At 60.2% G+C, this 25,205-nt stretch carries 13 protein-coding genes; 10 read left to right on the top strand and 3 right to left on the bottom strand.

Features of this window, described 5'->3' with window-relative positions; all coding sequences use genetic code 11:
- The first annotated feature begins 23 nt into the window (after positions 1 to 23).
- The 7 genes from BZK31_RS00475 to BZK31_RS00445 all read left to right on the top strand — a co-directional run bounded on the left by BZK31_RS00475 (position 24) and on the right by BZK31_RS00445 (position 12,788).
- A complete protein-coding gene (locus BZK31_RS00475; protein ID WP_083180789.1) occupies positions 24 to 1,346 on the top strand; it encodes an MdtA/MuxA family multidrug efflux RND transporter periplasmic adaptor subunit in 1,323 nt (440 codons plus the stop codon).
- On the top strand, positions 1,343 to 4,453 hold the full coding sequence (locus BZK31_RS00470; RefSeq protein WP_083180787.1) for an MdtB/MuxB family multidrug efflux RND transporter permease subunit: 3,111 nt from the start codon (positions 1,343 to 1,345) through the stop codon (positions 4,451 to 4,453). Before BZK31_RS00475 ends, BZK31_RS00470 begins: the two co-directional genes overlap by 4 nt.
- Complete coding sequence (locus BZK31_RS00465; RefSeq protein WP_083180785.1) at positions 4,450 to 7,557, top strand: multidrug efflux RND transporter permease subunit; 3,108 nt, start codon at positions 4,450 to 4,452, stop codon at positions 7,555 to 7,557. The genes BZK31_RS00470 and BZK31_RS00465 overlap by 4 nt, the downstream gene beginning before the upstream one ends.
- Positions 7,554 to 9,032 (top strand): efflux transporter outer membrane subunit, encoded by a 1,479-nt coding sequence (locus BZK31_RS00460; protein WP_083180784.1) that lies wholly within the window; start codon positions 7,554 to 7,556, stop codon positions 9,030 to 9,032. The genes BZK31_RS00465 and BZK31_RS00460 overlap by 4 nt, the downstream gene beginning before the upstream one ends.
- A 191-nt stretch (positions 9,033 to 9,223) precedes the next feature.
- A complete protein-coding gene (locus tag BZK31_RS00455; RefSeq protein ID WP_083180782.1) occupies positions 9,224 to 11,335 on the top strand; it encodes a putative bifunctional diguanylate cyclase/phosphodiesterase in 2,112 nt (703 codons plus the stop codon).
- Positions 11,336 to 11,451: 116 nt separating this feature from the next.
- Entirely contained in the window at positions 11,452 to 12,198 is a 747-nt protein-coding gene (locus tag BZK31_RS00450) for an SDR family oxidoreductase (RefSeq protein ID WP_083180780.1), read from the top strand.
- Positions 12,199 to 12,257: 59 nt separating this feature from the next.
- Positions 12,258 to 12,788, top strand: a complete 531-nt coding sequence (locus BZK31_RS00445; RefSeq protein WP_083180779.1) for an MgtC/SapB family protein — start codon at positions 12,258 to 12,260, stop codon at positions 12,786 to 12,788.
- A gap of 18 nt (positions 12,789 to 12,806) precedes the next feature.
- On the opposite strand, the gene BZK31_RS29640 is transcribed toward BZK31_RS00445, so the two are convergent.
- A complete protein-coding gene (locus tag BZK31_RS29640) occupies positions 12,807 to 12,965 on the bottom strand; it encodes a hypothetical protein (RefSeq protein WP_083180777.1) in 159 nt (52 codons plus the stop codon).
- Positions 12,966 to 13,286: 321 nt separating this feature from the next.
- On the opposite strand from BZK31_RS29640, the gene BZK31_RS00435 reads away from it, so the two are divergent.
- From BZK31_RS00435 to glgB, 3 genes are read left to right on the top strand one after another with little or no spacing between them, the layout of a single operon-like run.
- On the top strand, positions 13,287 to 15,308 hold the full coding sequence (locus BZK31_RS00435; protein ID WP_083180776.1) for an alpha-1,4-glucan--maltose-1-phosphate maltosyltransferase: 2,022 nt from the start codon (positions 13,287 to 13,289) through the stop codon (positions 15,306 to 15,308).
- 18 nt (positions 15,309 to 15,326) lie between these two features.
- The gene (treS, locus tag BZK31_RS00430) at positions 15,327 to 18,653 is read left to right on the top strand and encodes a maltose alpha-D-glucosyltransferase (protein WP_083180774.1); all 3,327 of its coding nucleotides are present in this window, start codon (positions 15,327 to 15,329) and stop codon (positions 18,651 to 18,653) included.
- Positions 18,650 to 20,884, top strand: coding sequence for a 1,4-alpha-glucan branching protein GlgB (gene glgB / locus BZK31_RS00425; protein WP_083180773.1), 2,235 nt, complete (start codon positions 18,650 to 18,652; stop codon positions 20,882 to 20,884). Before treS ends, glgB begins: the two co-directional genes overlap by 4 nt.
- A 106-nt stretch (positions 20,885 to 20,990) precedes the next feature.
- Here the strand turns inward: glgB and BZK31_RS00420 are convergent, their stop codons facing one another.
- Together BZK31_RS00420 and BZK31_RS00415 are read right to left on the bottom strand one after the other, a co-directional pair.
- Entirely contained in the window at positions 20,991 to 23,645 is a 2,655-nt protein-coding gene (locus BZK31_RS00420) for an autotransporter outer membrane beta-barrel domain-containing protein (RefSeq protein ID WP_083180772.1), read from the bottom strand.
- Between the two features lie 270 nt (positions 23,646 to 23,915).
- Complete coding sequence (locus BZK31_RS00415; RefSeq protein WP_083180771.1) at positions 23,916 to 25,121, bottom strand: MFS transporter; 1,206 nt, start codon at positions 25,119 to 25,121, stop codon at positions 23,916 to 23,918.
- Between the last annotated feature and the right edge of the window lie 84 nt (positions 25,122 to 25,205).

Below are 25,205 nucleotides of genomic sequence, written 5' to 3'. Positions count from 1 at the left end.
GTCCAAAGAAGCCCTCACCTGTAATGGTTGATTTATTCATGCAATCGTCTGGCCCTCGTAAATCCCGTCGCTGGTTGATCAGTCTAGTGGTCATGTTGGTCGTCATCGGCCTGTGCTGGAGATTCTGGCCGGGCTCCTCATCGACGTCAGGCACTGACGCTGCCGACAAGAGTGCGCAAACCAGCAAGACCAGCAAGACCGGTATGGCCCGGCCGGGATTCGGCGGGGCGGCTGCCGCCGTTCCGGTGCGCGTCGCGCCAGTGACCCAGGGCGATTTTCCGATCTATTACAAGGCGCTGGGCACCGTGACTGCGATGAATACCATCAACGTGCGCAGCCGGGTGGCGGGCGAACTGGTCAAGATCAATTTCCAGGAAGGCCAGATGGTGAAGGCGGGTGATCTGCTCGCGGAAATCGATCCGCGCAGTTATCAGGTCGCGTTGCAGCAGGCCGAAGGCACGCTGGCAACCAATCAGGCCTTGCTCAAGAACGCCCAACTGGACGTCAAACGCTATCGCAGTCTCTATGCTGAAGACAGCATCGCCAAGCAGACGCTGGACACCGCCGAGTCGCTGGTCAACCAGTATCAGGGCACCATCAAGACCAATCAGGCCGCAGTGGCCGAAGCCAGGCTCAATCTGGACTTTACCCGTATCCGTGCGCCTATCGCCGGTCGCGTGGGTCTCAAGCAACTGGACGTCGGTAACCTGGTGGCCGCCAACGATACCACTGCGCTGGTGGTGATTACCCAGACCCAGCCGATATCAGTCAATTTCACCTTGCCTGAAAAAGACCTGTCCAGTGTGATCGCCCGCTATCGCACTGGCGACAAGCTGCCCGTCGAAGCCTGGGATCGCGGCGACGTGAAGATGCAGGCCAGCGGTGTTCTCGCCAGCCTGGACAATCAGATCGATGTCGCTACGGGTACTCTGAAGTTCAAGGCGCGCTTCGATAATCAGGATGAAGTGCTGTTTCCCAATCAGTTCGTCAATGTCCGGCTGCGTGCCGATACGCTGACGCAAGCCGTTCTGGTGCCAACCGCAGCGGTTCAGTTTGGTACCAACGGCACATTCGTCTATGTGCTGGACGGCGATAAGAAGGTCAAGATCAATCTGCTCAAGACCGGTCCGAGCAACGAAACCTCGACCGTCATTACCGAAGGTCTGACGGCAGGCGCACGGGTTGTGCTCGAGGGCACCGACCGTCTGCGCGACGGAGCCGAGGTGGAAGTCGTCAGCGACAGCAAGGACGTGCCCGCCGGGCCGGGGCAAAAGCTTCATGGCAAGCCGGACAGCGGTACCGAAAAATCGGCATCGCTGCTGAAGGCGGATAAACCAAGCGTATGAACATGTCACGTCTGTTCATCCTGCGTCCGGTTGCCACCACACTGAGCATGGTGGCGATTGTCCTCGCCGGTCTCATCGCCTACGGATTGCTGCCGGTTTCGGCACTGCCGCAGGTGGATTATCCGACCATTCGGGTGATGACGCTGTACCCCGGAGCCAGTCCGCAGGTGATGACCAGTGCCGTGACCGCGCCGCTGGAACGCCAGTTCGGGCAGATGCCGGGGCTGACCCAGATGGCGTCCACCAGTTCTGGCGGCGCTTCGGTGATCACCTTGCGTTTCAGTCTTGAGATCAACATGGACGTGGCCGAGCAGGAGGTTCAGGCTGCCATCAATGCCGCCACCAATCTGCTGCCCACGGACTTGCCCGCGCCACCGGTGTACAACAAGGTCAACCCGGCCGATACGCCTGTGCTGACACTGGCGATCACCTCGAAGACGATGTTGCTGCCCAAACTCAATGACCTGGTCGACACGCGCATGGCGCAGAAGATTTCCCAGATCAGCGGCGTCGGCATGGTCAGTATCGCCGGTGGGCAGCGTCAGGCCGTGCGTATCAAGGTCAACCCGGATGCGCTTGCCGCCAACAGCCTGAACCTTGCCGATGTCCGAACCCTGATCAGCGCCTCCAACGTCAATCAGCCCAAAGGCAATTTCGACGGCCCGATCCGGGTGTCGATGCTGGACGCCAATGACCAGCTCAAGTCGCCCGAGGAATATGCCAATCTGATTCTGGCCTACAAAAACGGCGCGCCGCTGCGTTTGAAAGATGTGGCGCAGATCGTGGAAGGGGCGGAAAACGAACGTCTCGCCGCCTGGGCCAACCGTAATCAGGCTGTATTGCTCAACATCCAGCGGCAGCCGGGCGCCAACGTCATCGACGTGGTGGACCGCATCAAAACCCTGTTGCCGAGTATTACCGACAACCTGCCTGCCGGACTCGATGTCACGGTGCTGACCGACCGAACCCAGACCATCCGCGCCTCGGTCACCGATGTCCAGCACGAGCTGTTGATTGCGATCGTGCTGGTGGTGCTGGTCACTTTCCTGTTCCTGCGTCGTCTGAGTGCCACGCTCATTCCGTCGATTGCCGTGCCGTTATCATTGATCGGCACATTCGGGGTCATGTACCTCGCCGGTTTTTCGATCAATAACTTGACCTTGATGGCGCTTACAATCGCCACAGGTTTTGTGGTGGACGATGCAATCGTCATGCTGGAGAACATCTCGCGCCACATCGAAGAGGGCGAAACCCCGTTGCAGGCGGCGTTGAAAGGGGCGAAGCAGATCGGTTTCACACTCATTTCCCTGACCCTGTCGCTGATCGCCGTGCTGATTCCGCTGCTGTTCATGGCCGACGTCGTCGGGCGCCTGTTCAGAGAGTTCGCCATCACCCTGGCGGTTGCGATCCTGATCTCCCTGGTGGTCTCGCTGACCTTGACCCCGATGATGTGCGCGCGCTTGCTCAAGCGCGAACCCAGGGAAGAAGAACAGAGCCGTTTCTATCGCGCCAGCGGTGCCTGGATCGACTGGCTGGTCAATGTCTATGGCGGCGGTCTGCGCTGGGTGCTCAAGCACCAGCCGCTGACGTTGCTGGTGGCCATCGCCACACTGGGTCTGACGGTCCTGCTGTACATCGTGGTACCCAAGGGGTTCTTTCCGGTGCAGGACACCGGTGTGATCCAGGGTATCTCCGAAGCCCCGCAATCGGTGTCGTTCAAGGCCATGAGCGAGCGGCAGCAGGCCCTGGCGGACATCATTCTCAAGGACCCGTCGGTGGTCAGTCTTTCGTCATACATCGGCGTGGATGGCGACAACGCAACGCTCAACAGCGGTCGTTTTCTGATCAACCTCAAACCTCACGGGGAGCGCGACCTGACCGCGGCCGAGGTCATTCACCGGCTGCAGCCGGAAGTCGACAAGCTGTCAGACATCCGCCTGTTCATGCAGCCGGTTCAGGACCTGACCATCGAAGATCGCGTCAGCCGTACCCAGTACCAGTTCAGCATGTCGTCTCCCGACGCCGAGCTGCTCAGTGAGTGGAGTGGCAAGCTGGTGGATGCGTTGGCGCAACGTCCCGAGTTGACGGACGTTGCCAGTGATCTGCAAGACAAGGGCCTGCAGGTCTACCTGCTGATTGACCGCGATGCGGCCAGTCGGGTCGGCGTCAGTGTTGCCAACATCACCGATGCGCTGTACGACGCGTTCGGTCAGCGGCAGATTTCGACCATCTACACCCAGGCCAGCCAGTACCGTGTGGTTCTGCAATCGGCCGACGCCAGCGTACTGGGGCCGCAGGCGCTGGAGCAGATTCATGTGAAAACCACTGACGGCGCGCAGGTCAAACTCTCGAGTCTGGCGCGGGTCGAGCAGCGTCAGGCGCAATTGGCGATTGCCCATATCGGTCAGTTTCCGGCGGTGATGATGTCGTTCAACCTGGCACCCAACGTCGCGTTGGGCGCCGCGGTCGAGGTCATCGAGCAGGTGCAGAAGGACATTGGCATGCCGATTGGCGTGCAGACTCAGTTCCAGGGCGCTGCGCAGGCGTTCCAGGCGTCGTTGTCCAGCACTTTGCTGCTGATTCTGGCGGCAGTGGTCACCATGTACATCGTGCTGGGCGTGCTTTACGAGAGTTACATTCACCCGATCACCATTTTGTCGACGCTGCCGTCGGCGGCCGTCGGTGCATTGCTGGCGCTGCTGCTCAGCGGCAATGACCTGGGAATGATCGCGATCATCGGCATCATCCTGTTGATCGGCATCGTCAAGAAAAACGCCATCATGATGATCGACTTCGCGCTGGACGCGGAGCGTAATCGCGGTGTCGAGCCAGAGACGGCGATCTATGAGGCCGCGCTGCTGCGGTTCCGTCCGATCCTGATGACCACGCTCGCGGCTTTGTTCGGGGCCATTCCGCTGATGCTGGCCACTGGCTCTGGCGCTGAATTGCGTCAGCCGCTGGGGTTGGTGATGGTTGGCGGTCTGCTGCTGAGCCAGATTCTGACCCTGTTCACCACACCGGTGATCTACCTGTACTTCGATCGTCTGGGCCGTCGCTGGAGCCGTAAACCTGGCGCACCCGCCCGGCTGGAGCAGGCTGACGCATGAACCTGTCAGCGCCTTTCATTCGCCGCCCTGTCGCTACCGTCCTGCTGAGTCTGGCGATCATGCTGCTCGGCGCGGTCAGCTTCCGGCTGCTGCCCGTGGCGCCGCTGCCGAACATGGACTTCCCGGTGATCGTGGTATCGGCCAGCCTGCCGGGTGCCAGTCCTGAAATCATGGCCTCCAGCGTCGCCACGCCCCTTGAGCGCTCGCTGGGAACGATTGCCGGGCTGAACACCATGTCCAGCAGCTCGAGCCAGGGCACTACGCGAGTGATTCTGCAGTTCGATCTAAACCGCGACATCAATGGCGCGGCCCGTGAGGTGCAGGCGGCGATCAATGCCTCCCGCAACCTGTTGCCCAGCGGCATGCGCAGCATGCCGACCTACAAGAAGGTTAATCCGTCTCAGGCACCGATCATGGTCCTGTCACTGACCTCGACCGTGCTTGAGAAGGGCCAACTGTACGATCTGGCGTCCACCATCCTGTCGCAGAGCCTGTCGCAGGTGACCGGTGTCGGCGAAGTGCAGATCGGTGGTAGTTCGCTGCCTGCGGTACGCATCGAGCTGGAGCCGCAATTGCTCTCCCAGTACGGCGTGTCGCTGGACGATGTGCGAACCGCGATCACGGGCAGCAACGTGCGTCGCCCGAAAGGTTCGGTGGAGAATGATCAATACAACTGGCAGGTTCAGGCCAACGATCAACTGGAAAAAGCCAAAGACTACGCGCCCCTGATCATCCGCTATCAGGAGGGTGCAACGTTGCGGCTCAAGGATGTCGCCAGGGTCAGCGATGCGGTCGAGAACCGCTACAACAGCGGCTTTTTCAATGACAACTCGGCCGTGCTGTTGGTGATCAACCGACAGGCGGGTGCCAACATCATCGAAACCGTCGCTCAGATCAAGGCGCAGTTGCCCGCCCTTCAGGCCGTACTGCCCGCCAGCGTCAAGCTCGATATCGCCATGGACCGTTCGCCGGTGATCACCGCCACGCTGCACGAGGCGGAAATGACCCTGCTGATTGCCGTCGTGCTGGTGGTGCTGGTGGTGTTCCTGTTTCTGGGCAGCTTTCGCGCTTCGCTGATTCCGACTCTGGCGGTGCCGGTCTCGCTGGTAGGCACGTTCGCCATCATGTACCTGTGCGGTTTCTCCCTGAATAACCTGTCCCTCATGGCACTGATTCTCGCCACCGGTCTGGTGGTGGACGACGCCATCGTGGTGCTGGAAAACATATCCCGGCATATTCATGACGGTCTGGACCCGATGAAGGCTGCGTTCCTTGGCGCCAAGGAAGTCGGCTTCACCCTGTTGTCGATGAACGTCTCGCTGGTGGCCGTTTTCGTTTCGATCCTGTTCATGGGCGGGTTGGTGGAGAGCCTGTTCCGCGAGTTTTCCATCACCCTGTCGGTGGCCATCGTCGTGTCGCTGATCGTTTCCCTGACGCTCACCCCCATGTTGTGTGCCCGCTGGCTCAAACCGCGTGAGGCCGAACAGGAAAACGCCTTTCAGCGCTGGAGCGAGCGGCTCAACGACCGCATGGTTGCAGCCTATGACCGCACGCTGGGCTGGGTGCTGCGTCATCCACGTCTGACACTGTTCAGCCTGCTGATTACCGTTGTGGTCAACATCGCACTGTACGTGGTGGTGCCCAAGACCTTCTTGCCGCAGCAGGACACCGGGCAGTTGATGGGGTTCGTGCGCGGCGATGACGGCCTGTCGTTCAAGGTGATGCAGCCAAAGATGGAAATCTACCGGCGTGCGGTGCTGGCCGACCCGGCCGTGAAGAGCGTCGCGGGTTTCATTGGCGGCAGCGGCGGAACCAATAACGCATTCATGATCGTGCGCCTCAAGCCCATCAGCGAACGCAAGCTGTCCGCCGAAAAGGTCGTCGAACGCTTGCGCAAGACGTTGCCGCACGTTCCAGGCAGTCGCCTGTTCCTTGCCCCGGATCAGGACCTGCAACTGGGTGGAGGACGCGAGCAGACCAGCTCGCAGTATCAGTACATCGTACAGAGCGGCGATCTTGAAAGCCTGCGCAAGTGGTACCCGCAAATAGTCGCCGCGCTCAAGTCGCTGCCGCAACTGACGGCCATCGACGCACGGGAAGGGCGGGGGGCGCAGCAGGTGACGCTGATCGTCAATCGCGATACCGCCAAACGGCTGGGCATCGACATGAACATGGTCACTGCCGTGCTGAACAATGCCTATAGCCAGCGCCAGGTGTCGACTATCTACGACAGCCTGAACCAGTATCAGGTGGTGATGGAGGTCAATCCCAAATACGCGCAGGATCCGGTGACGCTGGAGCAGGTCCAGGTAATCACCGCCGACGGTCAGCGGGTGCCCTTGTCCAGCATCGCGCATTACGAGCGCAGTCTGGAAAACGACCGTGTTTCCCATGATGGTCAGTTCGCCTCGGAAAACATCTCATTCGACCTGGCCGAAGGCGTCAGTCTCGATCAGGCCACGCTGGCCATCGAGCGTTCCATCGCCGCCATCGGCCTGCCCGCCGATATCATCTCGAAAATGGCCGGTACGGCGAACGCCTTCGCCGCCACTCAAAAAAGCCAGCCGTGGATGATTCTCGGTGCCTTGCTCGCGGTGTATCTGGTGCTGGGCATTCTCTATGAGAGCTACATTCATCCGCTGACCATTCTGTCGACCCTGCCGTCGGCCGGTGTCGGCGCCTTGTTGAGCATCTACGTGCTGCGCAGCGAATTCAGCCTGATTTCCCTGCTCGGCATATTCCTGCTGATCGGTGTGGTGAAGAAAAACGCGATCATGATGATCGACCTTGCCCTGCACCTGGAGCGCGATCAGGGCATGACGCCTCAGGAATCGATTCGTAGCGCCTGCCTGCAGCGCTTGCGTCCGATTCTGATGACCACCATGGCGGCCATTCTAGGCGCGCTGCCGTTGCTGCTGAGTGCGGCGGAAGGCGCTGAAATGCGTCGGCCGCTGGGGCTGACCATCATCGGTGGTCTGGTCTTCAGCCAGGTGTTGACGCTCTATACCACCCCTGTGGTTTACCTTTATCTCGACCGTTTGCGTCACCGTTTCAGCCGGTGGCGGGGCGTGCGGACCGATGCTGCTCTGGAAAATCCGTTATGACCGATCGTCTGGCTTTCAAACCCAATCACTCATGGCTGGCTCGCCCGCTCGGCGTTGGGCTCTGTGTTCTGCTGTTGAGCGCCTGCGCGGTCGGCCCGGATTATCAGCGACCGGAACTGGCGGCACCCGCGCAGTTCAAGGCTGCCGAGGGCTGGAAGCAGGCGACGCCGCGTGACGACGCCATGGCCAGAGGGGCCTGGTGGGAGGTCTATGGCGACACGGTGCTCAATGCGCTGGTGGAGCGACTCAATACGTCCAACCAGACGGTGGCGCAGTACGAGGCGCAGTATCGTCAGGCGCAGGCACTGGTGCGCAGTTCGCGGGCGGCGTTCTTTCCGACTCTCGATCTGACCGTTGGCAAGACGCGTTCCAGTCAGGGCACAGGCAGCAGCACGTCGGGGAGCACCAACCTGAATTCGGGTATCCGCGAAACCCACAACGCGCAACTGGGCGTCAGTTGGGAAGCCGATGTCTGGGGCAAGCTGCGTCGTGGCCTGGAAGCCGACAAGGCCAATGCCCAGGCGAGTCTCGCCGATCTGGCCGCCATGCGGTTGAGCCTGCAATCGGAGCTGGTGCAGAACTACCTGCAATTGCGGGTGATAGACGAGCAGAAGCGTTTGCTGGAAGCCACGGTGGACGCCTATCAACGTTCGCTGACGCTGACCCAGAATCAATACCGTGCGGGCATTTCAGGACGCGACGCGGTTGCTCAGGCGCAGACCCAGCTGAAAAGCACCCAGGCCGATCTGATCGATCTGGCGTGGCAGCGTGCGCAGTTCGAGAATGCCATCGCCGTGCTGATGGGCATGGCGCCGGCCGACTTCAATCTGCAGGCAACGACCTCGATCCCCGCGCTGCCGCAAATCCCGGTCGGTCTGCCGTCGCAACTGCTGGAACGTCGACCGGACATCGCGGCGGCCGAGCGCTCGGTCATGGGCGCCAATGCGAACATCGGTGTGGCCAAGGCCGCCTATTACCCCGATTTCACCCTGAGCATGAGCGGCGGTTACAGCAGCAGCACGTTCGCCAACTGGATCAGTCTGCCCAACCGCTTCTGGTCGGTCGGCCCGCAACTGGCTCTGACCCTGTTTGACGGCGGCCGCCGGTCGGCCGAGGTGGACCGCACTGAAGCGGCCTACGATCTGACGGTCGCGCAGTATCGACAGATTGTGCTCGACGGGTTTCGTGAGGTCGAGAATTACCTGATCCAGCTGAAGGTCTACGAGGACGAAGCAGCGGTGCGTCAGGAGGCACTGGTGTCGGCCCGCGATTCACTGCGCCTGACCAGTAATCAGTACAAGGCCGGGCTCATCGGGTATCTGGACGTGGTCAATGTGCAGGCCACCGCATTGAGCAACGAGCGGACAGTGCTCAACGTGCTGCAAAGTCGGCTTATTGCCAGCGTTCAGTTGATCGCGGCGCTCGGTGGTGGCTGGGACGTGGAGCGCGGTCTGGCGGAGCGCAAAGCGCCATGAGAGAGGGCGGATGAGGGTGCCAGCCTGAGTCAATCAAGTGTTTGAATGAAATATTTCTATCAATCGATTGAATAATATAATGGCTTGGTGCCATATTTTCGACCAGTCACCGCGACATTTTGCAACAACTGCGTAGAATCACCAGCATCAGATCGGCAGGGACGCGTTCTTCGGGTTTTGCAGGTGCGTCTATGTTGGTCGGCAGTTACATCCCCTCGCTCGTCATGATCTCCGTCCTGGTGGCGGTGCTTTCGTCCTATACCGCCCTCGACCTTGCTGGCCGTATCGCGTCGGCCAAAGGCCGTGCGGTGTATTGCTGGATGATCGGCGGGGCCCTTGCCATGGGCATCGGCATCTGGTCGATGCACTTCATCGGCATGCTGGCTTTCGTGCTGCCATTGAACCTGGGCTACGACATTGCGCTGACGATATGCTCGCTGCTCATTGCCATGCTCTCGTCGGGTTTTGCACTGTGGCTGGTCAATCAGCCCCGAATGCCGCTGCTGCAGTTGGCGCTGGGGGCGTTGTTCATGGGGCTGGGTATCAGCGCCATGCATTACACCGGTATGGCGGCGATGCGCATGCAGCCGGGCATCGACTACGATCCGGGCTTGCTCAGTCTGTCGCTGGCGATTGCCGTCATTGCCTCGGGTGCAGCGCTCTGGATCGCTTTCCGGCTGCGGCAAAACGCGCCTCGCGTGCACCTGGCGCGTGCCGGTGCTGCCGTGATCATGGGCATTGCCATCGTCGGCATGCATTACACCGGCATGGCTGCGGCCAATTTCGCGACTGGAAGTTTTTGCGGGGCATGGGGCAACGGTCTGAGTACCGATGGGCTGGATAAGCTGGTGCTGGTCACCAGCCTTGCGGTTCTCAGCATCGCGCTGGCCGTGTCCATTCTCGATGCCCGTCTGGAAGCCCGTACCACGGTGCTCGCCCAGTCCTTGATCGAGGCCAATCTGGAACTCACCCATCTGGCCTTGCATGACAACCTCACCGGCCTGCCGAACCGCGTGCTGCTCACCGACCGTATCGAGCAGGCCATGAAAAAGGTCAACGAGCAGGGTGGCTGTTTTGCGCTGATGTTCATGGACCTCGATGGTTTCAAGCCGGTCAACGATGCCTTTGGCCACCACATTGGCGACCTGCTGCTGCGTGAAGTCGCTGCGCGCCTGCGGGAAAACCTGCATCGGCATGACACGCTCGCCAGAATTGGCGGCGATGAGTTCGTGTTACTGATAGAACTTGAGGGGCCGCAGGATGCCTTGAGTGTTGCGTGCCGCCAGGTGAACCTTATTTCTCAGCCGTTCGATATCGGTGAGCACATGGTGCAGATCTCGCTGAGCATCGGTATCTGCATGTACCCCGGTAACGGCCAGAGCCAGCACGAACTGCTGGTCAACGCCGATGCCGCGATGTACCACATCAAAGCTGCAGGCAAGAATGGTTACAGTTTTTTCGACGCGTCGATGAACAGCAACGCGCGCAACCAGTTGCAGCTCTCGCAGGATCTGCGCGCCGCCATCAGGCACCGTCATTTCTGTCTGTATTACCAACCCAAGTTCGATGCGCTCACCGGAATGCCGACCGGTGCCGAGGCCCTGTTGCGCTGGAACCATCCCGAACAGGGCCTGCTTGGACCTTCGACCTTCATCGGGCTGGCCGAGAAGACCGGGCTGATCATTCAGATCGGCGAATGGGTGCTGGATGAGGCCTGCCGCCAGATGCGTGAATGGTTCAACGAGGGCTATACCCACTGGCGGATCGCGGTCAATCTGTCGGCCCTGCAGTTTTGCCACGCGGAGCTGGTGACCACCGTGGCCGACACACTGGCCCGCCATCAACTGCCAGCCAACTGCCTGACCCTGGAGATCACCGAAACGACCGCCATGAACGATGCCGACGCCAGTCTGGCTGTACTCAAGCAGTTGTCGGAAATGGGCGTCGATCTGTCCATCGACGATTTCGGCACCGGTTACTCGAGCCTGATGTATCTCAAGCGTTTGCCCGCCAATGAAATCAAGATTGATCGCGGCTTTGTCCGCGACCTGGAACATGACAGCGACGACGCGGCCATCGTGTCCGCAATCATCGCCGTCGGTCAGGCTCTGAACCTGCGCATTGTCGCCGAGGGCGTGGAAACCTCGGTGCAGCAGAACTTCCTCACCAGCCTGGGCTGTGATGCGCTTCAGGGCTTCTTGCTCGGTCATCCGCTGCCGGCTCAGCGATTCATCGAAGACATCCGTACCGTCGAGACACGGCTCAATCTGCAATCGCGCGACAGCGTGTCAGGCGTAAACTGAAACACGGTGATGGCGCCGGATTCCAAACACTGGCAGGATCATCGCTCACCGCCAGCGCGGCTTCAGTGCCTGGCCGGTATTCACGGCCAGTTTTGAGCAGCGCAAGAGACACATTCATGGAAAAAGTTCTCGTCATCACCGGCGGTTCGCGAGGAATCGGTGCCGCAACGGCCATTCTCGCGGCATCCGAAGGCTACCGCATTTGCATCAACTACCTGTCCGATCACGCCGCCGCCGAAAAGACCTGTGCCCAGGTCAGGGCCTTGGGTGCCCTGGCGATTACCGTGCAGGCCGATGTCAGCAACGAGGATGAGATCATCCGGCTCTTTGCCCGTGTCGATTGCGAACTGGGTCGCGTCACGCACCTGGTCAATAACGCGGGAACGCTGGCTCAGGCCTGCCGTGTGGAAGAGATGTCCGAGTTCCGCATGCTGAAAATGATGATGAGCAATGTGGTCGGCCCAATGCTGTGCAGCAAACACGCGTTGCTGCGCATGTCGCCCGCTCATGGTGGTCATGGCGGGAGTATCGTCAATGTCTCGTCCGCTGCCGCCAGACTCGGCTCTGCAGGTGAGTACGTCGATTACGCGGCGTCCAAAGGCGCGTTGGACACCTTCACCGTCGGGCTCTCCAAAGAAGTCGCGCCAGAGGGCATCCGGGTCAACGCCGTGAGACCGGGTTTCATTTTTACCGACTTCCATGCTCTGAGCGGCGATCCGTTTCGCGTCAGCAAACTTGAAGGGGCCTTGCCGATGGGGCGCGGGGGTACGGCCGAAGAAGTGGCCGAAGCCATTCTCTGGCTGCTGTCGGACAAAGCATCCTATGCGACTGGCACATTCATCGAATTGGCCGGAGGCCGCTGATCGGCACTCTGCCACTCGCCGATGGTCGATAGTGTCGATCCGACTTTCAAGGAGCGGCAATGAACGCATGGTGGCAGGAAGTAGTGACAACGTTGCAGTCCGAGTTTTCGGACGTTGCCGACGCGTCGCAAATGACACGAGTAACTGTTCGACTGGTCGTGGCTGCGCTGTTGGGCGGCATACTCGGTTTCGAACGAGAGAACCGAGGCAAGGCGGCGGGGGTTCGCACTCATATGCTGGTCGCTATGGGAGCCGCGCTGTTCGTCCTGGCACCACGCCTGACCGGGGCTGACGATGCTGCAATCAGTCGGGTGATTCAGGGGCTTGTGGCAGGCATCGGTTTTCTGGGGGCGGGCACTATCCTCAAGGACAATGCGAGAAACGCTGCGCAAGTCAAAGGCCTGACCACCGCAGCCGGCCTGTGGATGACCGCCGCCATTGGCGTGGCGGCAGGCATGGGCCGTGAAATGATGGCGATACTCAGCACCTTCCTGGCGCTGGGCATCCTTCGTCTTGTGCCACATATTGTTGAGCGGGCCGACCCGTCCGGAGACAACCCTGCCAAAAGGAACGGGTCGCAAGATCCTTAATGTGACGGTCGCCGCAGGTCAGACAATGACCGGAGGCTCCTTGATCGGAGGATCACCTGCCGGCGGATCGATGATCGGCGGCATGGTTGGCGGTGGATCCTCCTCGGGCAGCGGTTCTGGGAGAACAGGGTCGTCGATATTAGGATCTACCGGTTCTGGCGGAGTGGGGAGAGACATAGTCCTGGCTTCCTTTTTAGGTCTGTTGACTTGGCTTCGACTGACACGCTTCGCCGATGATTCAATCCAATCGCCACCCGGCCGTGGCCTGTGGGTCAATCGCTCGGTGACCCTCGCCTGACCGTAGCTACGCTATGCTGTGAAGCGGCATTTCCCACTGCTCAAAACCTTTGAACTTTCGCAACGCTGACCGCTCGGAACCTAAGCAGCCGAATCAGGCGAGTTTTCAGCGCGTGGGGGATTTGTGCTGCCGTATCGTTAATTTTTTCAATTGCATGGATTGCACAGGAGCGTCCCTGGGGCGTGAAGGAGTGATGCTCGATGAATGAACAGCCATACGGCCCGGATTCCCTGGCCTCCGAAGTTCCGCACCCAAGTCGTCCACTGTCATTGACCCAAGCCCTGCAGTTACCCCGCATCGTGATCGAAGATACGTTGCCAGTGATCGATGGCGGGCAATTTGCGGCTAAGGGCATCATTGGTCAGCCGGTTACGGTGACCAGCAAGGTTTACGCAGACGGCCACGACAAGATGGCCGTCAACATTCGCTGGCGCGCTGCCGATGAAGAGCACTGGCATACAGCGTCGATGCGTGAGCTGGGCAACGACAGTTGGGTAGGGGAGTTCACGCCAACGTCGGTGGCTCGCTATGTTTTCCGCCTTGAAGCCTGGATCGATCAGTTTGGCAGCTACCGCTACGAGCTGGAGAAGAAGTTTGCAGCGGGCGTACCGATCGAACTGGAACTTGAAGAAGGCCGTATCCACCTGACGCATGCGGCAGAGCGCAGCCAGGGCGAGCAGCGTCAGGCTATCGAGAGCGTCCTGCAGCGTCTGGGTCAGTCGGACAATGACGAGAAAGTCGCTTTGTTGTTGCACAGCGAAACGGCAGGTCTGATGAAACAGGCGGACAACCACGCCTTTCTCAGTCGCAGCACCGAGTTTGCGCTGGACATCGAACGTGAACTGGCTCAGTTCGCCAGTTGGTACGAATTGTTCCCGCGCTCCATCACCGACGATCCGGCGCGCCATGGCACCTTCAATGACGTGCATTCGCGCCTGCCGATGATCCGGGACATGGGTTTCGACGTTCTGTATTTCCCGCCTATTCATCCGATTGGCCGGGCGCACCGCAAAGGTCCGAACAACTCGCTGACGGCAGGCCCCGACGATCCAGGCAGCCCGTATGCCATCGGCAGCGAAGACGGCGGGCACGAAGCCATTCACCCGCAGTTGGGTAGCCGCGAGGATTTTCGTCGTCTGGTGTCGGCAGCCGCCGATCACGGTCTGGAGATCGCGCTGGATTTCGCCATTCAGTGCTCTCAGGATCACCCTTGGCTCAAGCAGCATCCGGGCTGGTTCTCATGGCGTCCGGACGGCACGATTCGCTATGCGGAAAACCCGCCGAAGAAGTATCAGGACATCGTCAACGTCGATTTCTACGCACCGGATGCGATCCCCAGCCTGTGGATCGAGCTGCGGGACATCGTGCTGGGATGGGTCGAAGAGGGCGTGAAAATCTTTCGTGTCGACAACCCGCACACCAAGCCGCTGCCGTTCTGGCAGTGGATGATCGGTGAAGTCCGTAATCAGCATCCGGACGTGATGTTCCTCGCAGAGGCGTTTACCAAGCCGGCGATGATGGCGCGTCTGGGCAAAGTGGGGTACACCCAGAGTTACACCTACTTCACCTGGCGCAATAACAAGGCCGAGCTGTCCGAGTACTTCACCCAGTTGAATGAAGTGCCGTGGCGCGATTGCTACCGACCGAACTTCTTCGTCAATACGCCGGACATCAACCCGCGTTTCCTGCACGAGTCGGGCCGCCCTGGCTTCCTGATCCGCGCGGCGCTGGCGACCATGGGCTCCGGGCTGTGGGGTATGTACTCCGGTTTCGAGCTGTGCGAATCGGCACCGATTCCGGGTAAGGAGGAGTATCTGGATTCCGAGAAGTACGAGATTCGGGTCCGGGATTACACGGCCCCGGGCAATATCATTGCCGAGATCGCCCAACTCAACCGTATCCGTCGGCAAAACCCGGCGTTGCAGACACATCTCGGTCTCAAGCTGCTCAATGCCTGGAACGACAACATTCTGTACTTCGGCAAGCGTTCGGCCGATGGCAGCAATTATGTGTTGATCGCCGTCAACCTGGACCCGCATAACGTTCAGGAAGCGCATTTCGAGCTGCCTCTCTGGGACATGGGGCTGCCGGATGATGCGGTCACCTCGGGCGAAGACTTGATGACGGGCCATCGCTGGAACTGGTACGGCAAGGTGCAGTGGATGCGTATCGACCCGTCGTATCAACCGTTCGGAATCTGGCGTATCCAGGTCGCGCAGTAAAACTGCAAGGAGTCAGCTATGGCAAAAAAGCCCGATGACGCGGCATTCATCAAGGATCCGCTCTGGTACAAGGATGCGGTGATTTATCAGGTTCATGTGAAGTCGTTCTATGACGCAAACAATGATGGCATCGGCGATTTTGCGGGCCTGATCGACAAGCTCGACTACATCGCCGACCTTGGCGTCAACACGATCTGGCTGCTGCCGTTCTACCCATCGCCTCGCCGGGATGACGGTTACGACATTTCCGAATACCGCGACGTACATAGCGATTACGGCACGATGGCAGACGCCAGGCGCTTTATCGCTCAGGCCCACAAGCGTGGCTTGCGGGTCATCACCGAGCTGGTCATTAACCATACCTCGGATCAGCACCCCTGGTTCCAGAAGGCCCGGCACGCCAAGCGCGGCTCCAAGGCGCGAGACTTCTATGTGTGGTCGGACACCGATCAGAAATATGACGGCACACGGATCATTTTTCTCGACACCGAGAAGTCCAACTGGACCTGGGATCCGGTCGCGGGCCAGTATTTCTGGCACCGCTTCTACTCGCACCAGCCAGATTTGAACTTCGATAACCCGGCGGTGATGAATGCGGTGCTGGAAGTCATGCGCTTCTGGCTGGACATGGGTATCGATGGGCTGCGTCTGGACGCGATTCCATACCTGATCGAGCGTGATGGCACCAACAACGAGAACCTGCCGGAAACCCATCAGGTGCTCAAGCGTATCCGGGCGGAGATTGATGCCAACTACCCGGACCGCATGTTATTGGCCGAGGCTAACCAGTGGCCGGAAGACACTCAGCTGTACTTTGGCGACAGCCACGGCCCGGACGGTGATGAGTGCCACATGGCGTTTCACTTTCCGCTGATGCCACGCATGTACATGGCGCTGGCACAGGAAGACCGCTTTCCGATCACCGATATCCTGCGTCAGACCCCGGAGATTCCGGCTAACTGCCAGTGGGCCATTTTTCTGCGCAATCACGATGAGCTGACCCTGGAAATGGTCACCGATCGTGAACGCGATTACCTGTGGAACTATTACGCAGCCGACCGTCGTGCGCGGATCAACCTTGGCATTCGTCGTCGTCTGGCACCGCTGGTGGAGCGCGATCGCCGCCGCGTAGAGCTGCTCAACAGCATGCTGCTGTCGATGCCGGGCACGCCGACGCTGTATTACGGCGACGAAATCGGCATGGGCGACAACATCTACTTGGGTGACCGCGACGGCGTGCGCACGCCGATGCAATGGTCCATTGACCGCAACGGCGGATTCTCGCGCGCCGATCCGGCCAGCCTGGTGTTGCCGCCGATCATGGACCCAATGTACGGTTTTCAATCGGTCAACGTCGAAAGCCAGGAGCGCGATCCGCATTCGCTGCTGAACTGGAACCGCCGCATGTTGGCGGTGCGCAAGCAACAGAAGGCGTTCGGGCGCGGTACGTTGAAGATGCTGTCGCCGTCCAATCGCCGCATTCTGGCCTACATCCGTGAGTACACCGGACCTGATGGTCACAGCGAAATAGTGCTGTGTGTGGCCAACGTTTCCAGCGCTGCCCAGGCCGCCGAGCTCGAACTGTCGGCGTATGCCGGCACCGTGCCGGTTGAGATGCTGGGTGGCAGCGCCTTCCCGCCGATAGGCCAGTTGAGCTATTTGCTTACGCTGCCGCCCTACGGCTTCTACTGGTTTCTACTGGCTTCGGAGAATCAAATGCCCAGTTGGCACGTCGAACCGGCGCAAAGCATGCCGGACTTCCCGACCCTGGTGCTCAAGAAGCGTCTGGAGGAGTTGCTCGACGAGCCGCTCCGCAGCACCATGGAAAACACTTCACTGGCAGTCTATCTGCCCAAGCGTCGCTGGTTTGCCGGCAAGGACAAACCGATCGAGCGGGTCAACATCGCTTACGCCGTGCGCTTTGGCGACCCTGCGCACCCGGTTCTGCTCAACGAAATCGAGGTCACCTCAGGCGAGCAGACCGAGCGCTACCAATTGCCGTTCGGCCTGTTGTCTGAAGAAGAAATCAGCAGCGCGCTGCCTCAGCAACTGGCGCTGGCCAGGGTGCGTCGCGGCAGGCAAGTAGGGCTGATTACCGATGCGTTCACCTTGGAAACCTTCATCCGTGCGGTGATTCAGGGCATGCAGTCGGACACGGTCATTGCGTGCGATGACGGCGAACTGCGTTTCGAACAGACCGCGCAGCTCGGCCCGCTGGGGCTGAATAACGAATCGGAAGTGCGTTACTTGTCCGCCGAGCAGTCCAACAGCTCGGTGGTGGTAGGCAGTGGTCTGGTGCTCAAACTCATCCGCAAGGTCAGCGCCGGTGTGCACCCGGAACTGGAAATGGGCGCTTATCTGACCCGTTCGGGTTACCGCAATATTTCGCCGCTACTGGGTTCGGTGGTGCGTGTCGGGCATGACGGCCAGCCGCATCTTCTTATGATTGCCCAAGGGTACCTGAGCAACCAGGGCGATGCGTGGGAGTGGACGCAGAACAACCTCGAGCGCGCGGTGCGTGATGAGCTGGCTCATGGTTTGTCCGAGCAGGAGCAGCACTACAACGCACTGCTTGAACTGGCAGATTTTTCCCGCAACCTGGGTCAGCGTCTGGGCGAAATGCATCAAATGCTTGCCGCGCCTACCGACAATCCTGATTTCGCGGTGGAAGTGACTAGCGATGAAGACGGCGAAGCATCGGCCAGAAGCGTTACGGCGCAGCTTGAGCGTGCCTTGCAACTGCTGGAGCAGCGCAAGGCCGATCTGAATGCCGACGATCAGCAACTGGTGAGCGAGCTTCAGGCCAATCGCCAGCGTATTCAACAGCACATTGCGAAACTGGCCAGGCGCTCGGTCGGCGGCCTGCGCATGCGCGTCCACGGCGACCTGCATCTGGGGCAGGTTCTGGTGGTGAAAGGCGATGCGTACCTGATCGACTTCGAAGGCGAACCGGCTCGTGCACTCAGCGAACGTCGTGCCAGGCACAGCCCGTTCAAAGATGTCAGCGGTGTGTTGCGTTCCTTCGACTACGCTGCCGCAATGGCCGTGCGCAGCGCGCAGAGCGTGGACACTTCCGAGGAGGCCGCCGCTGCCCGTAAACGTGTCGCGAGCACTTATCTGTCGCAGGCGCGTGAGGCGTTCATCGACGGCTATCGCTCAGCGACCACCGGTATGGCGCACGCCTGGAAAGAGACTCAAGGGGAGGACGCCGCGCTGGAATTGTTCACCCTGGAAAAAGCCGCTTATGAAGTAATCTACGAAGCCGAGAATCGCCCGAGCTGGCTGGCCGTGCCGTTGCAAGGCCTGCGTGGATTGCTGCACCTGTCTGATGGAGAGCCAACATGAATGCACCTGACAAAACCGGTACGCGTCGCCAGGCGATGCCCGCCGCAGTGGACATGGATGCGTTGATCCGTGCTGAACATCGTGACCCGTTTTCGATTCTCGGCCCGCACGGCGATGGCGGCAGTGGGCAGTTCGTCCGCGCCTACTTGCCCGGCGCCCTGAGCGTGCGCCTGCTTGCTGCCGATGATGGCCGCGAGTTGGGCGAACTGCAGATGAGTGAGGTGCCCGGTTTTTTCGTGGGGCATCTAGAGCACGCGCAGCCTTATCAGTTGAAGATCAATTGGGCGGGCGGTGAGCAAATCACCGAAGACCCTTACAGCTATGGCCCTTTGCTGGGTGAAATGGACCTTTACCTGTTCGCCGAGGGTAATCATCGCGACTTGAGCAGTTGCATGGGCGCGCAGGTGACCAATGTCGATGGCGTGGACGGCGTGCGGTTTGCCGTGTGGGCCCCGAATGCGCGTCGCGTCTCGGTGGTCGGCAGTTTCAATAACTGGGACGGACGTCGTCACCCGATGCGCTTGCGTCATCCGACAGGCGTTTGGGAGATTTTCGTACCGCGTCTGCAACCGGGCGAAGTCTACAAATACGAAATCCTGGGTGCCCACGGCATTCTGCCCCTCAAGTGCGACCCGATGGCATTGGCCACGACCTTGCCGCCTGACACCGCCTCGAAGGTGTCTGCGCCGCTGCACTTCGAGTGGAATGACAGTCAGTGGATCGAATCGCGCGCTCAACGCCATGACGTCTCTGCGCCATTGTCGATTTACGAGCTGCATGCCGGCTCCTGGCAGATGGAGCAGAACGAGGACGGCACGCAGTGGCGTCAGTACAACTGGCGGGAACTGGCGGACCGGTTGATTCCGTACGTCAAGGAACTGGGTTTCACCCACATTGAGCTGATGCCGATCATGGAGCACCCGTTCGGGGGTTCATGGGGTTATCAGTTGCTGGCGCAATTCGCGCCGACTGCCCGTTATGGTTCGCCCGAAGATTTCGCCGCCTTCGTCGATGCCTGTCACCAGGCTGAAATCGGTGTGATCCTGGACTGGGTGCCGGCGCATTTCCCGACCGATACCCACGGCCTTGCACAGTTCGATGGCACTGCACTGTACGAGTATGCCGACCCCAAGGAAGGTTTTCACCAAGACTGGGACACGCTGATCTACAACCTGGGCCGCACTGAGGTTCACGGTTTCATGCTGGCTTCGGCGCTGCACTGGCTCAAGCATTACCACATCGATGGTCTGCGCGTGGATGCCGTGGCGTCGATGCTGTATCGCGACTACTCACGTAAAGCCGGTGAGTGGGTTCCGAACCGTTTCGGCGGACGCGAGAACCTGGAAGCCATCGACTTTCTGCGTCACTTGAACGACGTGGTTGCTCTGGAAGCGCCGGGCACCATGGTCATCGCGGAAGAGTCCACGGCCTGGCCTGGCGTCAGCCAGCCAACCCAGCAGGGTGGCCTGGGCTTCAACTACAAGTGGAACATGGGCTGGATGCATGATTCCCTGCATTACATGGAGCAGGATCCGATCCATCGCGGGCACCATCATGGCGAGCTGAGTTTCGGGCTGATGTATGCCTGGTCCGAGCGTTTCATACTGCCGATCTCTCACGACGAAGTGGTGCATGGCAAACACTCGCTGATCGACAAGATGCCTGGAGACCGCTGGCAGAAATTCGCCAACCTGCGTGCTTACCTGACCTTCATGTGGACCCATCCTGGCAAGAAACTGCTGTTCATGGGCTGTGAGTTCGGCCAATGGCGCGAGTGGAACCATGATCAGCAACTGGACTGGTACCTGCTGCAATACGCGGATCACATTGGTGTGAAACAGTTGGTCAGCGATCTGAACCGCATCTATCGCGACGAAAAGGCGTTGCATGAGCGTGATGCCGAGCCGATGGGTTTCCAGTGGCTGATTGGCGATGACAAGACCAACAGTGTCTACGCCTATCTGCGCTGGAGCAAAGAGGGTGAGCCGCTGCTCATAGTCGCCAACATGACGCCGGTTCCGCGTCTGGGCTATCGCATCGGCGTGCCGTTCGACGGCAAGTGGGTCGAGTTGCTCAACAGCGATGCCGAACTGTACGCCGGCTCGAACCTGGGCAATGGCGGCGGTGTGGTGGCCGATGACCAGCAGGCGCACGGGCAGCCGGTTTCACTGACGCTTGACCTGCCGCCCCTGGCCGTCTTGATTCTCAAGCCGCAGGCCAGCTCCAGTTAAAGGCGTCTGCCGATAGGCGACGTGTCCGCCCTCAGCCGTTCATGATCTTTGAGCGCAGTGGGGGGTGGACGCGTCCACCCTGCATCTACGCTTCAAGCCACTTCACCTACCAGCCCAGCCTGACGCCCAGGCTGGCGGCTGTCTGCTTCACCTCCCGGTTATCCAGATCCTGGCGGTAATCCACGCTCAGGTACACGCCCAACTCTTGCCGTGGATGCGCGACCAGACCGATGCCGAGACTGACGTTTTTCGAATCGTGTTCGGTCCGGATACGGTCCGCCCCTGCATAGATCACCGCGTCGTGACCGCTTGCGTTGCGCCAGACATCGACAGTCGTGTAGGGCTCGATCGGTGTGTCCAGCAGGGTGTAACGGCTTTCGAAACGCACGCCCAGACGCGCCGTATTGTGTGGTCGATTGTCGAATTCGATAGATGAAAGGCCATCATGCCTGTCGTTCAGGTCGATGCGCTGCTGGATGAACTGCACTTGCGGTTCTACTACCCAGTTCTCGGAAACGGGCAGCGGATAGCCTGCTTCGATGGACAGGCTGGCCACATGCCCGTCGGCGTCAAGACGAACACCCCGGTCAGAGCGGGTGGCGCCGTCAAGGCGTGTGCCCATCAGCACCGCATCGACATAGCCGTTTCCAGCGCCGATCAGTGTCCAGTACGCTCCAACGCTGTCCCCTCGCAAACTCAAGCGGCCTGTCTTGCTGTCTTTAAAGCCACCGGCGAACCCGTTGATCCTGCCTTTCAGGCGATTGTGTGCGACAAACAGGCCGACCCGTTGATGGATGCCCTCTGTGTCTTGCCATGCAAACAGGTCATAGCCTATCTGATAGCCGGTAAGTGTGGCGTTCAGGCTGGGACTGACGGTGCCAGCCCAGCTGTGTTTGAGATCGCCGCCCAGGATCCGCGCCCAGCCTGCTGCAAGCGCGCCTGTTTGCGTCAGCAGGCTCTGATCACCCTGACGCTCATGAAAAGTGCCCAGCGAAGACAGCGCCAGCATCGCTGCAGCAGGCGCGATCACCGAATAGTCAGGCACCTCCTGACGGTACAGCGCAATCGGCGCTGCGCCACGAATCGGTTCGGGCAGCGGCGGGGTGCCGGTGGCCGGAACGGGCAGAGCGGCGGCGGGCCGTGCAGCAGGTGCAGGCGTGGAGGGTGTTGGACTCACCGGTGTTGGTTGGGCAGGCGAAACCGGCGATTCGGGCTGTGGCGACGGCGTCGGTTCTGGTTCTGGTCCCGGAGAAGGCTGAGGCGTCGGCTCGGGTGCGTCGGGCAAGCTCGCGATCGCAACAGGCGGTGACAGGACGGCCGAACGCAGGAACCAATTGTTCTCGCTGCCCGCCGTAGCACCGCCCTTGAACAGATAATACTGATAAGCACCGACAGATAACGAGTTCTGCAACGAGAACGCAGTGTTGTCGCTGACGGCCCCTTGGGTAGCCTGCACCACCTCAATGCCGTTGCCCTGAGTCAGCGCGCCCAGGCCGCCGGTGTTGCTGACGATCATGCGCGTAGTGCCGCCGATACGCCCCTGCGCTATCACCAACTTGTCGCTGGGAGCGGTATCGTCCCCGAGCACTGACTGCAACAACAATTGCCCGTTGAGCCCGGTGTAATGGCCGTGCACGGTCAGCGTATCTTCAGGTGCTCCAGCGCTCAGATCGACGGTGCCTGCGTTGTTCAGCGTGACCGACGAGGTACCGTCGAACGGCGCAAGTCTGCCGGATGCAGAGGACACCCGGCTGCCAGCATCGACATTCATGACGCCGGTACTGCTGACACTGTCACCCAGGGTCAGCGTATCCGCCGCCATGTCCAGTCGAGAGTCGTCGTTCAGGTTGACGGTTTCCCATTGACGGTAACGCGCCGGTGAGGAGGAGGCCGTGTGATCGAGCGTCAGCACATCATTGCCAGGGCCGCCATCAAGCACGTTGTTGCTGCTCAGGTAGTACTCGTTCAGGTTGTACAGCGCAGCGATATCGTCGCCTTCAGCCATCAGTACGCTACCGCGCACGCGCCCACCGTCACGCCAGGTGAACCGGTCATTGCCGAAGCTGGCCCTGATTCCCCCACGTAACTCTCCACCGCTGACGATCAACTGATCGTCACCACCACTGACGCTGACCACGCCGCCGATGCTGCCTCCCGAGACGAGAATGGTATCGCGGCCAAACCCTGTCACCAGATTGCCGAGAAGGGTTCCGCCGGACAGATCGAACAGGTTGTTGTCCAGCTTCATGTCCACCCGGCCTATACTGCCGCCGCTCATCGTCGCCCGATCGCCGTCCTCGAATGCCCGGCTGATCGTGCCGCCAGTCATGCGAAACGTATCCAGGCCATCACCCTGGACCAGCGAACCGACCGCTGCGCCGCTCATGATGAATACGTCCGGTTCGTTACCCTGGCTGATTTCGCCAATCACGGAACCAGCAGAGACGGTGAACGTATCGCTTCCGGCGCCTTGGCTGACATTGCCGGTGATGGTGCCCGAGCGCATATCGACCTTGTCCTGACCTGCGCCGAAGCTGACGTTGCCCAGCACCGAACCTGTGCCTGCTTCAGGAAATATCAGCGTGTCGTAGCCGCCCGAGTAAACCACTGTGCCACTGCTGCCGCGGTCGCAGACCTGGACATCGTTTCCGGCGGTGGACGCCAGCGTGCAGGCACCCTCGGCAGGCGGGGAGACGATCCCCAGCAAGGCGACCGACAACAGCTTGCCGCGGCAGCAGGAAGGGAAACGCTTGATCGTCATGACTGCTCTCCCTGGAATCCGGGCAGGGAGGCAATGGAAGGTGGTGACGCGTGCCCGACTGCCACGCAGGTGACGTCGCGATGATAGGTGGCGACGACGATTCTGCCAGCCTGATCCGATCGTGTTCGAAGGGCCGTGATATCAAGTCAAGAAGGGATCCTGTCCAGCGTCAAGAAGTTGACCGACCGACGGTTGGCAGCAGTCTTGATAGTGCAACCTGTGGAACAAAAAAAGAAAAGCTTATTCCAGAACTGCCTTTCAACGTAACGTTCACAGCTGCAGACGGGCTCGTCGTGACAACCATAAGGTCAGACACAGGGCGCAGACGGACAGCAAGGACGCGTAGAAAAATATCCAGTCATAGCCTTGGCCCACCGCGATGGCGCCCATTACCGGGCCGGCGATTGCCAGCGCGAGGTCGAAGAACACGGCATAGGCGCTCAGGCCAGCGCCACGGCTCGGCGTCGGGACGTTCTTGATCGCTTCCACGCCCAGCGCGGGGTAGACCAGCGACAGCCCCAGACCGGTCAGTCCGGCCCCGGCGAGCGCAAAACCGCTGTTCGGTGACAGCCACAGTAATACCAACCCACAGGTTTCAACTGCCATGCACAGAATCGCCGCGTTGAAACCGCCGAGCCGGTTGATGGCGCCGATGAACAGCAGGCGGGCGAGGATGAAGCACACGCCGAACATGCTCAGGCAATAGGCAGCGCCTTCCCAGCCACGGCTAAGGTAGAAGAGGGTAATGAAGGTCGTGAGGGTGCCGTAGCCGATCGATGACAGTGTCAGCCCCAGTCCATAGGGCGCTATGCGGCCGAACACAGACCAGTAGGGCAGGCGTTCGCCTGCGATCACCGGTACCGAGGGCTTGTTGCGAATCAGCCACAGCGCCATGCCCGCCATTGCCATCAGCGCGATGCCCAGGCTGTCGAAGCCTGTGGCTCCGATCACCACCACGCCCATCGGCGCGCCGATGGCAATGGCGCCATACGACGCAATGCCATTCCAGGAGATCGAGCGAGCGGTGTGCTCCGAACCGACCTTGCCGATGCACCAACTGATGGTCCCGACGCCGATCAATCCCTGGGACACACCCAGAAACAGGCGAGCCAGGATGAGAATCGTCAGGCTGGCTGTGGCAAAGTCTTCGAGCAGCGTAGCCATCAGCGTCATTGCGCCGCTGATGCCAATTCCCCACAGGCCGAAGACAATCGAACGCTTGCTGCCCAGCGTATCGGTGGCGCGACCGGCAAAGGGGCGGCTGAGCAAGGTGGCCAGGTATTGCGAAGCAATCGCCAGGCCGGCCACCAGCGGACTGAACCCCAATTGATCGTGGATGTAACCGGGCAGTACGGCGATCGGCAGGCCAATGCACAGGAAGGCTACGAATGTGTAGAAAACGATGGAGACGATTTGCAGCGTGATCGTTGTCGAACTTGGCTGCGCGGCAGGTTGTTCAGATGAGGCGACAGACATGGGGCTCGTTCGCTGGCAGGCGGTGGGAGTGCTTCATCATGGCGTGCATAAAGTAGAAATGAAAGCACGCTAACGATTGGCTTG

The sequence above is a fragment of the Pseudomonas floridensis genome (assembly GCF_002087235.1).
Classification (GTDB): Bacteria; Pseudomonadota; Gammaproteobacteria; order Pseudomonadales; family Pseudomonadaceae; genus Aquipseudomonas; species Aquipseudomonas floridensis.
Note: the sequence above shows the minus strand (reverse complement) of the source record. Positions and strands in the feature narration are given on the sequence as shown.

Coding starts and splice junctions, on each gene's coding strand:
- BZK31_RS00475 (WP_083180789.1), top strand. CDS start 24: ATGGTTGATTTATTCATGCAATCGTCTGGCCCTCGTAAATCCCGTCGC.
- BZK31_RS00470 (WP_083180787.1), top strand. CDS start 1,343: ATGAACATGTCACGTCTGTTCATCCTGCGTCCGGTTGCCACCACACTG.
- BZK31_RS00465 (WP_083180785.1), top strand. CDS start 4,450: ATGAACCTGTCAGCGCCTTTCATTCGCCGCCCTGTCGCTACCGTCCTG.
- BZK31_RS00460 (WP_083180784.1), top strand. CDS start 7,554: ATGACCGATCGTCTGGCTTTCAAACCCAATCACTCATGGCTGGCTCGC.
- BZK31_RS00455 (WP_083180782.1), top strand. CDS start 9,224: ATGTTGGTCGGCAGTTACATCCCCTCGCTCGTCATGATCTCCGTCCTG.
- BZK31_RS00450 (WP_083180780.1), top strand. CDS start 11,452: ATGGAAAAAGTTCTCGTCATCACCGGCGGTTCGCGAGGAATCGGTGCC.
- BZK31_RS00445 (WP_083180779.1), top strand. CDS start 12,258: ATGAACGCATGGTGGCAGGAAGTAGTGACAACGTTGCAGTCCGAGTTT.
- BZK31_RS29640 (WP_083180777.1), bottom strand. CDS start 12,965: ATGTCTCTCCCCACTCCGCCAGAACCGGTAGATCCTAATATCGACGAC.
- BZK31_RS00435 (WP_083180776.1), top strand. CDS start 13,287: ATGAATGAACAGCCATACGGCCCGGATTCCCTGGCCTCCGAAGTTCCG.
- treS (WP_083180774.1), top strand. CDS start 15,327: ATGGCAAAAAAGCCCGATGACGCGGCATTCATCAAGGATCCGCTCTGG.
- glgB (WP_083180773.1), top strand. CDS start 18,650: ATGAATGCACCTGACAAAACCGGTACGCGTCGCCAGGCGATGCCCGCC.
- BZK31_RS00420 (WP_083180772.1), bottom strand. CDS start 23,645: ATGACGATCAAGCGTTTCCCTTCCTGCTGCCGCGGCAAGCTGTTGTCG.
- BZK31_RS00415 (WP_083180771.1), bottom strand. CDS start 25,121: ATGTCTGTCGCCTCATCTGAACAACCTGCCGCGCAGCCAAGTTCGACA.